This window comes from Maritimimonas sp. 2405UD52-3 (assembly GCF_056591715.1).
Window position 1 is genome coordinate 102,411 of sequence record NZ_JBWQOL010000001.1, and the last position, 15,642, is coordinate 118,052.

Annotated in this window: 16 protein-coding genes; 11 read left to right on the forward strand and 5 right to left on the reverse strand. The window is 32.7% G+C overall.

Features of this window, described 5'->3' with window-relative positions; genetic code table 11:
- Positions 1-125: 125 nt before the first annotated feature.
- Both ubiE and porT read left to right on the forward strand, forming a co-directional pair.
- Positions 126-854, forward strand: coding sequence for a bifunctional demethylmenaquinone methyltransferase/2-methoxy-6-polyprenyl-1,4-benzoquinol methylase UbiE (gene ubiE, locus AC1EU5_RS00465; RefSeq protein WP_480190373.1), 729 nt, complete (start codon positions 126-128; stop codon positions 852-854).
- Between the two features lie 3 nt (positions 855-857).
- A complete protein-coding gene (gene porT, locus AC1EU5_RS00470) occupies positions 858-1,565 on the forward strand; it encodes a type IX secretion/gliding motility protein PorT/SprT (RefSeq protein ID WP_480190374.1) in 708 nt (235 codons plus the stop codon).
- 1 nt (position 1,566) lies between these two features.
- Here porT and AC1EU5_RS00475 read toward each other — a convergent pair whose 3' ends face one another.
- Positions 1,567-2,292: a TrmH family RNA methyltransferase gene (locus tag AC1EU5_RS00475; RefSeq protein ID WP_480190375.1), complete on the reverse strand. Its 726-nt coding sequence runs from the start codon at positions 2,290-2,292 to the stop codon at positions 1,567-1,569.
- Positions 2,293-2,359: 67 nt separating this feature from the next.
- On the opposite strand from AC1EU5_RS00475, the gene tamL reads away from it, so the two are divergent.
- From tamL to accD, 3 genes are all read left to right on the forward strand, one after another.
- A complete protein-coding gene (tamL, locus tag AC1EU5_RS00480) occupies positions 2,360-4,930 on the forward strand; it encodes a translocation and assembly module lipoprotein TamL (protein WP_480191078.1) in 2,571 nt (856 codons plus the stop codon).
- 119 nt (positions 4,931-5,049) lie between these two features.
- Positions 5,050-6,117: a class II fructose-bisphosphate aldolase gene (fbaA, locus tag AC1EU5_RS00485; protein ID WP_480190376.1), complete on the forward strand. Its 1,068-nt coding sequence runs from the start codon at positions 5,050-5,052 to the stop codon at positions 6,115-6,117.
- 72 nt (positions 6,118-6,189) lie between these two features.
- Positions 6,190-7,050, forward strand: coding sequence for an acetyl-CoA carboxylase, carboxyltransferase subunit beta (gene accD / locus AC1EU5_RS00490; protein WP_480190377.1), 861 nt, complete (start codon positions 6,190-6,192; stop codon positions 7,048-7,050).
- A 49-nt stretch (positions 7,051-7,099) separates the two neighbouring features.
- Here accD and AC1EU5_RS00495 read toward each other — a convergent pair whose 3' ends face one another.
- Complete coding sequence (locus tag AC1EU5_RS00495; RefSeq protein WP_480190378.1) at positions 7,100-7,969, reverse strand: hypothetical protein; 870 nt, start codon at positions 7,967-7,969, stop codon at positions 7,100-7,102.
- A 192-nt stretch (positions 7,970-8,161) separates the two neighbouring features.
- Here AC1EU5_RS00495 and rpsO point away from each other — a divergent pair, with 192 nt between their 5' ends.
- On the forward strand, positions 8,162-8,431 hold the full coding sequence (gene rpsO / locus AC1EU5_RS00500; RefSeq protein WP_480190379.1) for a 30S ribosomal protein S15: 270 nt from the start codon (positions 8,162-8,164) through the stop codon (positions 8,429-8,431).
- A gap of 149 nt (positions 8,432-8,580) precedes the next feature.
- On the forward strand, positions 8,581-10,812 hold the full coding sequence (locus AC1EU5_RS00505) for a polyribonucleotide nucleotidyltransferase (protein ID WP_480190380.1): 2,232 nt from the start codon (positions 8,581-8,583) through the stop codon (positions 10,810-10,812).
- 222 nt (positions 10,813-11,034) lie between these two features.
- On the opposite strand, the gene AC1EU5_RS00510 is transcribed toward AC1EU5_RS00505, so the two are convergent.
- The 3 genes from AC1EU5_RS00510 to AC1EU5_RS00520 are packed head-to-tail and all read right to left on the reverse strand — an operon-like array spanning position 11,035 to position 12,614.
- The gene (locus AC1EU5_RS00510) at positions 11,035-11,841 is read right to left on the reverse strand and encodes a mechanosensitive ion channel family protein (protein ID WP_480190381.1); all 807 of its coding nucleotides are present in this window, start codon (positions 11,839-11,841) and stop codon (positions 11,035-11,037) included.
- A gap of 14 nt (positions 11,842-11,855) precedes the next feature.
- Positions 11,856-12,041: a hypothetical protein gene (locus AC1EU5_RS00515; protein ID WP_480190382.1), complete on the reverse strand. Its 186-nt coding sequence runs from the start codon at positions 12,039-12,041 to the stop codon at positions 11,856-11,858.
- A gap of 3 nt (positions 12,042-12,044) precedes the next feature.
- Complete coding sequence (locus AC1EU5_RS00520) at positions 12,045-12,614, reverse strand: RNA polymerase sigma factor (protein WP_480190383.1); 570 nt, start codon at positions 12,612-12,614, stop codon at positions 12,045-12,047.
- Between the two features lie 147 nt (positions 12,615-12,761).
- Between AC1EU5_RS00520 and AC1EU5_RS00525 the strand changes: the two genes are divergently transcribed.
- From AC1EU5_RS00525 to AC1EU5_RS00540, 4 genes are all read left to right on the forward strand, one after another.
- Positions 12,762-13,625 (forward strand): sigma-70 family RNA polymerase sigma factor, encoded by an 864-nt coding sequence (locus AC1EU5_RS00525; protein WP_480190384.1) that lies wholly within the window; start codon positions 12,762-12,764, stop codon positions 13,623-13,625.
- 157 nt (positions 13,626-13,782) lie between these two features.
- Positions 13,783-14,433, forward strand: coding sequence for a ribulose-phosphate 3-epimerase (gene rpe, locus AC1EU5_RS00530; protein ID WP_480190385.1), 651 nt, complete (start codon positions 13,783-13,785; stop codon positions 14,431-14,433).
- A complete protein-coding gene (locus tag AC1EU5_RS00535) occupies positions 14,433-14,843 on the forward strand; it encodes a hypothetical protein (RefSeq protein ID WP_480190386.1) in 411 nt (136 codons plus the stop codon). The genes rpe and AC1EU5_RS00535 overlap by 1 nt, the downstream gene beginning before the upstream one ends.
- 52 nt (positions 14,844-14,895) lie before the next feature.
- Positions 14,896-15,600, forward strand: coding sequence for a tetratricopeptide repeat protein (locus tag AC1EU5_RS00540; RefSeq protein ID WP_480190387.1), 705 nt, complete (start codon positions 14,896-14,898; stop codon positions 15,598-15,600).
- Positions 15,601-15,642 lie beyond the last annotated feature (42 nt).

Genomic DNA, 15,642 nt, shown 5'->3' on the forward strand with positions numbered 1-15,642 from the left:
GCGCAAATATACTATTTCAATACAGGCGTTGTCAAGTGTTTTATCTATATATTTTCATTTTATGCACAGTTTTATAAATTTGGGTTCAAAAGGTAATATGTATCTTTGCCAAAATTTAAAATTTAATGACTTCAAAAGTCACTCCCTATAAAGATTCTGATCTAAGTAAAAAGGAACAAGTTGAGCAGATGTTTGATAAAGTTTCTTCAAATTATGACTTTTTGAATCGTATCCTAACTTTTGGAATTGACCTACGATGGCGAAAGAAAATTGTCAATATTATTGCCAAAGAAAAACCGAAACAAATTCTTGATATTGCCACAGGAACTGGGGATTTTGCCATTATGATGGCTAAACTGAATCCGGAGAAAATTATTGGTTTAGATCTTTCTCAAGGTATGCTAGATATTGGAGTTAAGAAAATTCAGCAGAAAGGGTTACAGCAAAAAATAGAAATGGTACAAGGTGATTCAGAAAATTTACCTTTTGACAATGACTCTTTTGATGCCATTACTGTAGGTTTTGGTGTTAGAAATTTTGAAAATTTAGATAAAGGATTGAGTGAAATTAATAGAGTTTTAAAGCCAAATGGTATTTTAGCTATTTTAGAAACGTCGCAGCCTGAAAAGTTTCCAATGAAACAATTGTATAAAATATATTCAAAATACATAATACCAACTATTGGAAAATTATTCTCAAAAGACAAGAAGGCGTACTCATATTTACCAGAATCAGCTGCCTATTTTCCATTTGGTGAAAATTTCAACAATATTTTACTAAAAAATGGGTTTAATACTGCAACTAACAAACCTCTGACTTTTGGTGTAGCTTCTATGTATATAGCTAAAAAATAATTTATGAAAAAAATCATCAGTTTAGGGTTATTACTATCTCTTTCTTTTCATCTTTTTGCACAAAAAGATAGAATTATTCATCTTGAAAATTTTGACAAAAAAAAATTGCATTTTGGGTATTATCTTGGTCTTAATAAAAAAGGGTTTAAGATAAGGTATAATGATGAAGATCCTCTTGTTACTTCAACAGTTGAAGATTATATAATAGTAGATGAGTCAATAGGTTTTAATATAGGTTTAGTTATTGATTACAAGCTGCATGAAAATATTAATTTGCGCTTTGAACCCGGTTTATCAAGCAATACTAAAGAGCTTACTTTCAGTGATAGAGTGGTTGCAGACAATATTAGAGAGGTGCCTGGTACTTACTTAAGACTTCCACTTTTATTAAAACTAAGTACTAATAGGTTAGATAATGTAAGGCCTTATATAATTGGTGGTTTTTCATACGATTATAATTTTTCTAGTAATGAAAATAATGCGGATGATAATTTAAGTGGTGAATTTAGAATGAAAACAAGTAACTTTATGTATGAAGTAGGGCTTGGTGTTGATATTTATCTTTACTGGTTTAAATTTTCTCCATCTATTAGAGGTATATTTGCTATCAACAATGAAATAGTTCCAGATGATATAGCTGGAAGTCCTTATACTGGACCCATAGATTATTTTGGTACCCGTGGGGTTTTCATCAATTTTACTTTTGAATAATTTAGAATCTTTTAAATTCACTCAATAAAATAGCAGTAGCAGTGGCGGCATTTAAACTCTCTGTGACCTGAATTTCACCGAATCTAGGAATGGTGATTCTATGTGACATAAGATTTATAACTTCTTTTGAAATACCGTGTGACTCGCTACCTATAACAAGAATTGCCTCTTTCGGAAACTTTTGCTCATAAACCGACAAACCATCAAGTAGAGCCCCATAAATAGGTAATGAAGCGTTTTTAAAGTATTGCTCGAGATCAGCATATGAAATTGCCACTCTTGCTAAAGATCCCATTGTTGATTGAACTACTTTAGCATTATAACAATCTACGGTTTCATTAGAACAAATTAATTGTTCAACACCAAACCAATCGCATAAGCGGATAATTGTCCCCAAATTTCCCGGATCTTTTATATTATCAAGTGCAACTATTAGTCCTTTGTTTATAGGTTCTCTTTGTTCAGGAATTTTAAATAATCCAATTACTTTATTTGGTGATTTAAGATTGCTAATTTTCATTAATTCATTCTCTGATATAATTTGGCAATTACAATTCCCTATTTTGGGATTGAAGTCCTCAGTACAAAACAATTGTTGGCAAATAAAATTTGAAACTAAAAGTTCATTTACAACTTTGATACCCTCAGCAACAAAGAGGCCATGCATATTTCGGTACTTTTTTTGCTGTAGACTACTTATTAATTTTATTTGACCTTTGCTTAGCATTCAAATAGTATTACTTTTGAAATAAAGTGAAATCTTTTGCGAATAATTACTTTTGTCTAATTTTTTGGTGTTAAAGACTGCCGTATTGCCACAATCAATCACGAAAATACTATTATTTACCCTAATAATTATATTGATATTTTCATGTGATATTACAAAAAGGGTAGCTGATGGCGAACATCTACTGGAAAAAAATACCATTGTAGTTAATGACAAAAAAACTTCAAACCCTGAATTATATACGTATTTAAGTCAAAAACCTAATCAAAAGGTTTTGGGGTTTCCATTCTCTTTACACCTGTACAATCTTGGTAATCCGGATACTTTAGGCATTGCTTGGCCAAAAAATAAACCAAAATTTAATGATTGGTTGGTCAAAAAACTATCACAGAAACAAGTAGATGCACTTGCTAGAACTTCTAAAGGGCTCAATAAATGGTTTTTAAAAAATGGAAACTCCCCTGTTATTTCTGATTCCTTAAAAATTAAAAAGTCGGCTAAAAACCTTGAAAACTATTACTTCAACAATGGTTTTTGGGATGCTCAGGTAAATTATAAAGAGCAAAAGAAGGAAAATAAACGTATTGAAGTTGAATATAATGTGATTACTCAAGATCCTTATTTTCTTGATACTATTTTTACAGATATAAAATCGCCTATATTAGATTCTATTTATAGACTACAAAGTAGTAGTTCTTTTGTAAAGGCCGAAGATCAGTTTAAAGTAGAAAATTTTGAAAAGGAAGAGGAACGCCTTGTCAGTTTATTTCGAAACTCTGGTATCTATCACTTCGGAAAAGGTATTATTGAATATGACATTGATACCACTAATATGGAATCTCACAAACAAAATGTCTTACTCAAAATTCCCGATAGAGTTGTTGATAATGATAGCATTTATACTGAGCCTTTTAAAATTCAAAAAGTTAAAAAAATCAATGTCTTTACCGACTTCTCTTTTAATACTAAAGATGAACCACAAAAAGATTCTACCTCTTACAATGGGATTAATTTTTATTCCATAGATAAACTAGAATACAATCCAAAATACCTTTCAAATGCTATTATCATTCAGCCAGATAGTATTTATAGAGAATCTGAAAGAGATTTTACACGACAATATTTACGAGAACTACAAAACTTTAGGCCTGCAGTTGATATTAAATATATTGAAAACGAAGATGAGTCTCTAACAGCTAATATTTATCTCACTCCGCTAAAAAAGTACTCTTTAGGGTGGGATGCTGAATTCACCACTTCCAATATAAAGCCTTTTGGTATTTTAGGGAAAGTCTCTTTTTTAAACAGAAATGTCTTTAAGGGTGCAGAAATCTTAGAACTCTCATTGCAAGGTTCATTTTTAAACACCACCTTAGATGCAAATAATAACTCTGACTTCTTTAATGCTTGGGAAATAGGAGGGGGAGCTTCTTTAAAAATACCAAGAATACTGTTCCCAATAAAAATGGACAGAGTTATTCCTAAATATATGACACCTAAAACAAATATAAGTTTGAGTTTAGGTATACAGAATAATATAGGATTAGATAGACAAAATATAACAGGAGGAATAGATTATTCCTGGAAAAGTAATCCAAAAACCAATCATAAGTTTGAACTCCTAAACCTTCAATATATACGGAATACAAATGTTGATAATTATTTTAATGTTTATAGGTCTGAAGCAAATAGATTAAATGACATTTCATCTGGTGAAGGGTTTAATAATATTCTACCAATAGAATCGAATCAAGAAACTGTTATAATTAATAATATAGAAAGAATTGTGCCTAGAAATTATTTAGATTATGTAAATAGAATCACATCTCCTGACAATCCTTTTTCAATTTCAAACCCAGAAGAATTTCAAATCGTTGATAATGTTAGGCAACAACGTGATATCCTAGTAGAGGATGTCCTAGTACCTGTAATTTCATACACATATAATTATAATAATAGAGAAAACTTTAAAGACAATAGTTTCTCTACTTTTACTGGAAGAATTATATCATCAGGGTCACTTACTACTGCCTTTATTAGAAATACGAATGAAGACAATAAAAAAGAATTATTTGGTCTACCTGTTGCTCAGTACTTAAAAACAGAATTTGAGTATAAAAAATACTGGAGCATCAATACAAATTCCTCTCTAGTATTCAGAAATTTTATTGGCTTCGCTATACCCTATGGTAATTCAGATGATATTCCTTTTAGTAGGAGTTATCGTGCCGGTGGCTCCAATGATATAAGAGCATGGCGAACGTTTGATCTTGGCTTGGGTTCAGATTTGAGTACCCTAGAATTTAATGTGGGTAGCCTAAAACTTACCACAAATCTTGAATATCGTTTTAAGTTAATAAATAGTCTTAATGGCGCCTTATTTATTGATGCAGGTAACATCTGGGATATTACGAACTCACCTTTATTCTCTTCTGAAGCTAAGTTTAATGACTTGAGCTCCTTAAAAGGTATAGCGGTAGGTTCTGGGTTTGGAACCAGATATGATTTTGGCTTTTTAATATTACGATTAGATGCAGGTTTTAAAACTTATGAACCCTATCTTGAAGGTAGTAGATGGTTTCAGAATTATAATTTTAAAAATTATCAGCTTAACATAGGTATAAATTACCCTTTTTAAGAGTTCCGGTTCTTTTAATTTACTATATCGATTTCGTTTTTAGGTTTGTCTTTAAGAACATATCTATCCAAAAATGATTACTTTTATATTTCCATTTTTAACTTTTAAAAACACCATTAATGAGTCACAATATCAAACCTGGAGTTGCTACCGGACGCGAAGTTCAAGCAATTTTTGACCTAGCTAAGGAAAAAGCATTTGCATTACCTGCAGTAAACGTGGTAGGATCAAATAGTATAAACGGAGTTCTTGAAACTGCTCGTGATTTAAACGCACCTGTTATTGTTCAATTTTCAAATGGCGGTGCCCAGTTTAATGCCGGCAAAGGACTTTCTAATGAAAATCAAAAAGCCGCTATTGCTGGATCTATAGCAGGTGCCAAACACGTACAATTATTATCACAAGCTTATGGCGTTCCTATCATTTTACATACTGATCATTGTGCGAAAAAATTACTCCCTTGGATAGATGGGTTATTAGATGCCAGTGAGCAACATTTTAAAGAAACAGGAAAGTCACTTTATAGTTCGCACATGATAGATTTATCTGAGGAACCTTTGGAAGAAAATATTGAGATCTGTAAGCGCTATCTGGAACGTATGAGCAAAATGGGAATGACTTTAGAGATAGAATTAGGCATTACAGGAGGTGAAGAAGATGGCGTTGACAATACGGATGTTGATGATTCAAAATTATATACGCAACCTGAAGAAGTAGCTTATGCTTATGAAGAATTAAGTAAAGTAAGTGATCAATTTACTGTGGCTGCTGCTTTTGGAAATGTGCATGGAGTTTACAAACCTGGTAATGTAAAACTAACTCCAAAGATTCTAAAAAATTCGCAGGAATACGTTTCTAATAAATATGGAGTTCCTCATAATCATATTGATTTTGTTTTCCATGGTGGATCTGGTTCTACGGTTGAAGAAATTCGTGAAGCAATAGGCTATGGTGTTATTAAAATGAACATTGATACTGATATGCAGTATGCCTTTATGAGTGGTATTAGAGATTATATGAAGGATAAGACTGGGTATTTACAAACTCAAATAGGTAATCCTGATGGAGATGATCAACCAAATAAAAAATACTACGACCCTAGAAAATGGTTGCGTGAAGGAGAAATAACATTTAGAGAACGTTTAAAGAAAGCATTTGAAGATTTAAATAATATTAATACGCTGTAGTTCTGCTATTGTTATTACTTGAAAAGCTGGTGTTTTTTTTACTAACTTGCTTGCCCAAATAACTAAAATCTTATGTCAGCCTGGTTTAGACGAAAAGATAAGGGGATACAAACCCCAACTGAAGAAAAAAAAGATGTACCCAAAGGCTTATGGTACAAAACGCCTAGTGGTAAAATTGTAGATACAGAAGAACTTAAAGAGAACTTCTATGTAAGCCCTGAAGATGGATATCATGTTAGAATTGGCAGCAATGAATATTTTGAAATATTGTTTGATGACAATAAATATGAGGAGCTAGATGCTGATATCACTTCAAAAGACCCTTTGAAATTTGTAGATACGAAGAAGTATCCTGATAGAATTAAAGAAGCCCAACAAAAAACCAAACTTAAAGACGCCGTGCGCACCGCCATAGGAAAATCTTTAGGGAAAGACCTAGTTGTAGCTGCCATGGATTTTAACTTTATTGGTGGTTCAATGGGAAGTGTGGTTGGTGAAAAAATCGCCCGTGCTGCTGATTATGCGCTAAAAAAGAAAATTCCCTTTATGATCATTTCAAAGTCAGGGGGGGCACGTATGATGGAGGCTGCTTTGTCATTAATGCAATTAGCAAAAACATCTGCTAAATTAGCACAACTCTCAGAAGCCAAAGTTCCATATATTTCTTTATGTACTGACCCTACTACAGGGGGGACAACAGCTTCTTTTGCTATGTTAGGTGATATCAATATCAGTGAACCTGGTGCCTTGATCGGTTTTGCAGGACCTAGGGTGGTAAGAGACACAACAGGTAAGGAACTACCAGAAGGCTTTCAGCGCGCTGAATTTGTGTTAGAACATGGATTTCTAGATAAAATTATTGAACGAAAAGATCTCAAAAAACAAGTAAATATGTATATTGATCTTGTTCAAAATAATCCTTTAAGAGCATAATAAAAAAAGCCTTGATTTCTCAAGGCTTTTTTTATTATGCTCTATTTTATTAAGGTACTCTCACCAATCTTGGGTGGTACTTACTTAAGTGTATTTCTCTGACTGTATCTCCTATTGTTAGCGTTGCTAAATCATCACATTCTCCATCTCCGTAATCTAGAATGCCCGTGATTTCATTTTTAGAAACTTCTGCTGTTCCGCTCACAATAAATCTACATGCTAACTCTCTTCGTAATGGTTCTATAATAGTACCTGAATATGTTGTACCTGCTCTATTCATAAAAGTCCAGTTACCAGTTATTAAAAATACATTATCTCCCCATACTCCTGATCCATAACCCTCAATCCATTCTCTAACTCTAGTACCTGCTGAAGTAGCATATGTTTCATCAGGCCAAGTTAACTTTAAATCTGCTGTTAGCGTAGCTTGAGGGTTTCCATTTTCATTTAAACGCTCTCTTAGCACTGACCCAGTACCTTCTAAATGTTTGTTATTGTAATAAAAATCTTCAAAAGAATAAGAAATTGTTCTTGTTGCTGCTTGAGGATCCTTTTCATATTCCATGATTATTTTCCCACTTGCGACATCCCCATTTCTAAGTTCACATCCTTCTCCAAAATCAATAGTAACTGTTTTCATATTCTGAACTAAAACTATTGTTATGGTTACACAGTCAGGTAAATATCTATTTGAACCAAAGCTCTTTGCTGCATTTGGGTACTCCTCATTATAGTACACATCTTCAACTATAGACCCAACCCCATCAGAAACATAATCTATTTCTGATGATGTTTCTAAACTTTTTACATCAACTGCTTCTGAAGAAGTTCCCGTGTCAATAGTGTCGTCCTGACAACTAGTTAGCATTAAACCAAGAAATGCTATCACCAATAAACCGAATTTGAATTGTTTTTTCATTGTATCTATTTTTTAATTTTGATTCTAAGACATCCTAAATCAAAAAAGGTTTAAAACTTCATTTTAGAAATGAGATTATATACAGTTTGTAATTCACACCAAAGTATTGTCAATCAAAATAATAGTTCTATATTTGCGCCTTGAATCCGAAAATAGGATTCTGTACATAAAAATCATTTAAATAATATTGGCATGTATTTAACAACAGAAAAGAAAGAAGAGATTTTCAGTAAGTACGGAAAATCAGAAAAAGACACTGGTTCTACAGAAGGGCAAATAGCACTATTTACTTTTAGAATCAATCACTTAACAGGGCACTTAAAAAACAATCGTAAAGATTTTAATACGGAGAGGTCTCTAGTAAAGTTAGTAGGTAAGCGTAGAAGTTTACTAGATTATCTTAAGAGAAAAGATATTGAAAAATATCGTGCTCTGATTAAAGAACTAAACATTAGAAAGTAAAAAAGTGAGGCTCCGTGCCTCATTTTTTGTTTTTATAACTCTTGTAAGAGTATAAATTACATCACATAAAGAAGCTAATTAAAGTTTTTCATTGGTCACACAACAACTACCACACAACACAACCAATGTTTAATTAGAATAAAAAAAATATGATTCCAAAAGCTTTTAGAGAGGTTATTTCCCTCTCAGATGGAAGAGAAATTTCCATCGAAACAGGAAAATTAGCCAAACAAGCGCATGGTAGCGTTGTAGTGCAATCAGGAAAATGTATGTTATTATGTACAGTTGTTTCCAATTACAAACAAGCAGATGTTGATTTTTTACCACTAACGGTAGATTACCGAGAAAAATTTGCTGCGGCTGGGCGTTATCCGGGAGGTTTCTTTAAAAGAGAAGCCAGACCAAGTGATGGAGAGGTACTAACCATGCGTTTAGTAGACAGGGTACTTCGTCCATTATTTCCTAAAGACTATCATGCTGAAACGCAGGTGATGATTCAGTTAATGTCTCATGATGAAGATGTAATGCCAGATGCAATGGCAGGTTTAGCTGCTTCTGCTGCTATTCAATTGTCAGATTTTCCATTTGAATGTCCAATTTCTGAAGCTAGAGTTGGTCGTGTTAATGGAGAGTTCATTATCAACCCAACAAGAGCTCAATTGCTAGAATCTGATATAGACATGATGATTGGTGCTTCTGCTGATTCTGTGATGATGGTTGAAGGTGAAATGGATGAGATTTCTGAAGAGGAAATGACAGAAGCTATCAAATTTGCTCATGAAGCCATTAAAGAACAATGTGCTGCTCAAGTAAGATTAGCTGAAGCTGTAGGTAAAAAAGAAGTTCGCGAATACGAACCAGAAAGAGAAGATGAAGAGCTTGCAAAGAAAATTTATGATATGGCATATGATAAAGTATATGCCGTTGCTAAAGCGGGATCAGCTAAGCATGAAAGAAGTACAGCGTTTTCTGAAATAAAAGAAGAAATTAAAGCTACTTTTTCTGAAGAAGAATTAGAAGATGTTGGAGACTTAATCTCTAAGTATTATTACAAAGCTGAAAAAGCCGCTGTTCGTGACTTAACACTTAATGAAGGTTTACGTTTAGATGGTCGCAAAACTGATGAGATCAGACCAATATGGTGTGAAGTAGACTATTTACCCTCTACACATGGTTCGTCTATCTTTACTCGTGGTGAAACGCAAGCTTTAGCTACAGTAACTTTAGGAACATCTAGAGAAGCAAACCAAATTGATATGCCGTCTTTTGAAGGCGAAGAGCGTTTCTATTTACATTATAACTTCCCGCCTTTTTCAACGGGTGAAGCTAGACCAATTCGTGGAACATCTCGTCGTGAAGTTGGGCATGGTAATTTAGCACAACGTGCATTAAAAGGTATGGTTCCTGAAGATTGTCCTTATACTGTAAGGGTAGTTTCTGAAGTATTAGAATCTAATGGTTCGTCATCAATGGCAACAGTGTGTTCTGGTACTATGGCCTTAATGGACGCTGGTGTTCAATTAAAAAAGCCAGTTTCTGGAATTGCTATGGGATTAATTTCTGATGCTGATTCTGGAAAATATGCCGTATTATCTGATATTTTAGGTGATGAAGATCATTTAGGTGATATGGATTTTAAAGTTACAGGTACTGCTGATGGTATTACTGCATGTCAGATGGATATTAAAGTAAAAGGGTTATCATATGAGATTTTAGTGAATGCATTAAAACAAGCTCGTGATGGTCGTTTACATATATTAGAGAAATTGACTGATACTATTGCTACTCCAAATGCAGATGTTAAAGGTCATGCTCCAAAAATGGTTACACGTAGAATTCCTAATGAATTTATTGGTGCTTTAATTGGACCCGGTGGAAAAGTAATTCAAGAATTACAAAAGGAAACCAATACAACTATTGTTATTAATGAAGATCCTGTTACTGAAGAAGGAATTGTTGAAATTTTAGGTGTAGGTTCTGAGGGGATAGATGCCGTGCAAGCAAAAATAGATTCACTATTATTTAAGCCAGAAAGAGGAAGTGTTTATGAGGTAAAAGTCATAAAAGTGTTAGATTTTGGTGCTGTGGTAGAATATGTTGATGCCCCAGGAAATGAAGTTTTACTACATGTTAGCGAATTAGCTTGGGAACGCACTAACAATGTAACAGATGTTGTTAATTTAGGTGATGTACTAGATGTGAAATATTTTGGTATAGACCCTAAAACACGAAAAGAGAAAGTTTCTCGTAAAGCAATTTTGCCTAAACCTGAAGGTTGGCAACCAAGACCTCCAAGAGATAATAATCGTAGTGGTCGTGATAATCGTAATAGAGACAATCGTCGTGACGATAGGAAGCCAAAAGAAGAAAAACAAGATTAGTTTATTTAGTAAAAAAGTAAAAATCGAATAAATCAAAAGCCCTCCAAGATGGAGGGCTTTTTTTATTGATAAATGCAATCTATATAATAAACCCCTTTATTTATAGAAAACCTGACTGATTTATCAATACCAGGAGCTCTGTCAAACTCCCGTATATGTATACTCTTGCTATATAAACTTCAATTCTATTCCCAAATAAACAAACTTCTCAACAAGAATATTTTACTTATCATACACCTGTATAATTTTATCGTTTACTTCTTTTATAGGGTAGATAAATTTTCCATCTTCATTTTTTAATACCAAATAAATATTGTCAATGGCATCAATAACTCCTACAACATCTTCAATCTTTATCTTCTGCCCCACTTCTAAATTTTTTCTTGAATAAAACCCAAATAATAATCGTTGTACAATCTCTCTTGAACCTAATCCAAAAGCAACTGTAAATGCTAATAAAAAGGCTCCAAAAATGATGGTAAGATTATTGGTGATAATTTGTGTATCTATCTCAGCATGGTTTAACGCTGTAATGCCTATTATAATAGTAATTGCATAAAAAACGATATTCCCAATAACATTTCCACCTGTTAGATCTAACGCTTTAAATGTAGCACTGATTCCATTCTTTACAATATTGGCCAGTAAAACTCCTATTAAGAAAATAGCAATAGCCGAAATCAGTTTTGGTAAGTAAGCGATTACGGCGCTCACTCCATCAGATACTATTTGTAAATTTAATATCTCTGCTGCGGAAATGATCAAAAACAAAATGATGATCCATTTTACAGTTTTCACCGCAATATCAGTAACACTAAAATCAACATTTCTAAAAAGGTCAACCTCTTTAAACTTATCACCCAATTTATCGGCATTAGCGGCCTTAAGTGCCTTTTTTAAGATTGCTGATACAATTTTTATCACCAACCATCCTATAATAATGAGTACTACTACTGCAAATATTTTTGGCATGGCAGCAACAATACTTTGCCAGATATCTTTAAAAAATGAAAAGTCTAATTGATCCATTTTAATTTTGAGATTTATGAGTTGTTAGTTTTGTTGTCTTTAATATGTAGGAGATTCTCAATAGCCTCTGGATATTTCACCATCATCAAATCAGCAGCGTCAATAGCAAATTTTATGAACGATATATCGCTCATTACTTTACCTTTTAACTTCTGTGGAAGTTCCTCCTGATGTAATATGTCTTTAAAAGGATTTTCCATTGATTATAACTTATTATACACTTCTAATACTCTTTCCTTCGCTCTTTTGAGCCTCATCTTTACTGCGCTTTCACCAATCCCTAAAGCATCTTTAATTTCTTTAACCGACAATTCATCCTGATATTTCATCAAAAGAATTATGTTGTCTTTAACATCAATAATAGATAGTGCCTTTTTTAGTTTATTTGACTTTAGCTGTAGTATTTCATGATCTGAAATCTCATCAACAACCGAAGCATTTTTTTCAACAATCAAATCATCTACCTGTTCTTTGTTTTTGTATGTATTTCTTTGAATAAAGTTCACACAAAAATTATAGGTAAATGAATACAACCATGTTGAAAATTTAGATTTTCCTTGAAATGATTTTAGTTTAACAAACAATTTAATAAAAATGTCATGTGTCAAATCTTCAGCTTCAACTTTATCTTTTGCAAAACCTAAACATTTATTGTAAACCTTTGGCGCATATCTATCGTATAGCTCAGCAAACAGCAAGCTATCTTTAGTTTTCACTATTTCATTAATCAACTCTTCATCAGTGAGTTGACCAAGGTCGACAGATGGTTTCAATGTAATTTTTAAAGGTTTTCTATTGTTTTGACACAATAAATTCTAGAAAGTCACTTTATATAAAAATATTTTTTTGTAACATTTTTTGAATATCTATCGTATATATAATTACATGACAAAAAATAAGGTTTAAATAAACGTGAATATATGAGACAACTTAAAATTACTAAACAAGTTACTAACAGAGAGACCGCTTCGTTAGATAAGTATTTGCAAGAAATAGGTAAAGTAGACCTTATCACGGCCGATCAAGAAGTTGAATTAGCTCAACGTATCAAGGCAGGTGATCAGGTTGCTTTAGAAAAACTAACAAAAGCAAACTTAAGATTCGTAGTTTCTGTGGCTAAGCAATATCAAAACCAGGGATTAACATTACCTGATTTGATTAATGAAGGTAACTTGGGGTTAATTAAAGCGGCAAAGCGTTTTGATGAAACCCGTGGTTTTAAATTTATATCGTATGCAGTTTGGTGGATTCGCCAGTCTATCTTACAAGCATTAGCTGAGCAATCACGTATTGTTCGTTTACCCTTGAATAAGATTGGATCTATTAATAAGATCAATAAAACCTTTGCTCGTTTAGAGCAGGAAAATGAAAGACCTCCTTCAGCAGAAGAGATTGCTAAGGAATTAGATATGACCGTAAATGACGTAAAAGAGTCTATGAAGAACTCTGGTCGTCATGTGTCTATGGACGCTCCTTTAATTGAAGGTGAAGATTCTAACCTTTACGATGTATTGCGTTCTGGTGAATCACCAAATCCTGATAAGAAATTATTACACGAATCACTAAAGGTTGAAATTGAACGTGCTCTAGAAACCTTAACACCTAGAGAAGCAGACGTGGTTATGTTATATTTTGGCTTAGGAGATCAACATCCTATGACATTAGAAGAAATTGGCGAAACTTTTGATTTAACACGTGAGCGTGTACGTCAAATCAAGGAAAAAGCCATTAGAAGATTAAAGCATACATCAAGAAGTAAAATTTTACGAACATATTTAGGCTAATACCTAAAGGTTTTATAATTTTATCATATGAGTAGTCAGAGAACTATTCGTTTTTTGATTAATGAATTGAAAACGCCCCTACTAGGGCGTTTTCTTTTTAAGCCATTGGCTCTATTGTTTTAGTATATTTGCGCAACATAATAACACATATTTTATAATGTCACACTTAGTTGCTCCCTCAATACTTGCTGCAGATTTTGCTAACCTTCAACGTGATGTTGAAATGGTTAATAATAGTGAAGCTGATTGGTTTCATATTGATATAATGGATGGTGTTTTTGTGCCAAATATTTCTTTTGGAATGCCCGTAATTTCGGCCATTAAAAAGTATGCTCAAAAACCTATGGATGTGCATTTAATGATTGTTGACCCAGACAGGTATATTCAAGATTTCAAAAAAGTAGGAGCAGATATTTTGACAGTACATCATGAGGCTTGTACTCATTTACATAGAACTGTTCAAGCAATTAAAGCAGAAGGCATGCAAGCAGGTGTGGCCTTAAATCCGCATACACCTATTGCAGTTTTAGAAGATATTATTCGTGACATAGATATGGTGTGCTTGATGGGTGTAAATCCTGGATTTGGAGGGCAGTCTTTTATTGAAAACACCTACAAGAAAATTATTCAATTAAGAGATTTGATTGATAAATCAGGCTCTTCTGCTAAAATTGAAATTGATGGTGGTGTAAATGCTAACAATGCGGATAAATTACTTACGGCTGGAGCTGATGTGTTGGTTGCCGGAAGTTTTGTGTTTAAGAGTGAAAATCCGACAAGGACAATAGCCGATCTCAAAGCTATTTAATGAGAATTTTACTTTTTTTTCCCCTTTTGCTTATATCCTGTTCTAATTCAACAAGTGAATGTGATAAGCATTCTAAACCTTACTTTTATGTTGAAGGAAAATTGAAAGGTGAAAATATTACTATCAGAAAAGTATTTGACGAAATTAAAACAAAAGAAAATAATATCTCACCTGAAAATGGTTTCATTACATTAAGACTTCATCTAGATGAAAAAAATACTATTTGTAAAAAAGAGGTTTTTCAGATAGATGAAAACTATCAACCTACTCAATTTAATAATGGAGTATTAGTTGAAAAAATTAAGGACTTATCAGAAAATTTAAAGGATTGGGAACGTGAGTTAGACTACAACATGTTTTATCTGATTCGATTTAAAATAGAAGACGGGAAAATTGAAGAAGTTTTTTAAAATATTTGGAATTATCATTTCAATCTTGCTTTCATTAATTCTTTGTCTTTATATGTATTCAATTTATAATAATCAAAAGAGGAAGAAAGAATTCGAAAACTTAAAAGAGCGTGTTGAAAATTTCACCTCTATAAATAGTAATGACTATTATACTTATTCCATTGATATTAATAAATCAGGAGATTTCAATAGAGGATTTAAATACCTAAACAAAGCTATAGAACTAGAACCTGATCTTCATCTTGGGTATAGAGGTTGGATACGATTGAGAAAATTAAGAGATTACGATAAAGCATTAGAAGATTTTAATAAACTTGATGCTCTTACTCCCAATTTTATGGACGCTCCGTGGGGGGAGGATATCAATTTTTTGAGGGGAGAATGCTACTTCGGTAAAAAAAACTATGAAAAAGCCATTCGCTTTTTTGATGAATCCATAAAAAATTTGGGGGAAGATTTAGTTGATGTACAGACTTATGTTTATCTTGGAATTTGTTATTCCAAATTAGATCAACAACAAAAGGCGATAGAAGTTTTAAGGAAAGGTCTGACCCAATCGCAATATACTTGCGAAGCTCATTTTAACCTAGCTGATATATATTTCAAATTAGATAGTATTAACTTAGCTAAAGAACATATTGTTTTTTCTGAAAGATACTTCGACTATAAGCGTGAAGATTTTTACAATGAATTCCTAAATGAAATATATATTCAGGAAATAACTGAATTAAAAGAAAAGATTAACCAAGAATTCTAATAACCTTCCTCAAGCAATACCTATGTGTTCAAATTAAAATGT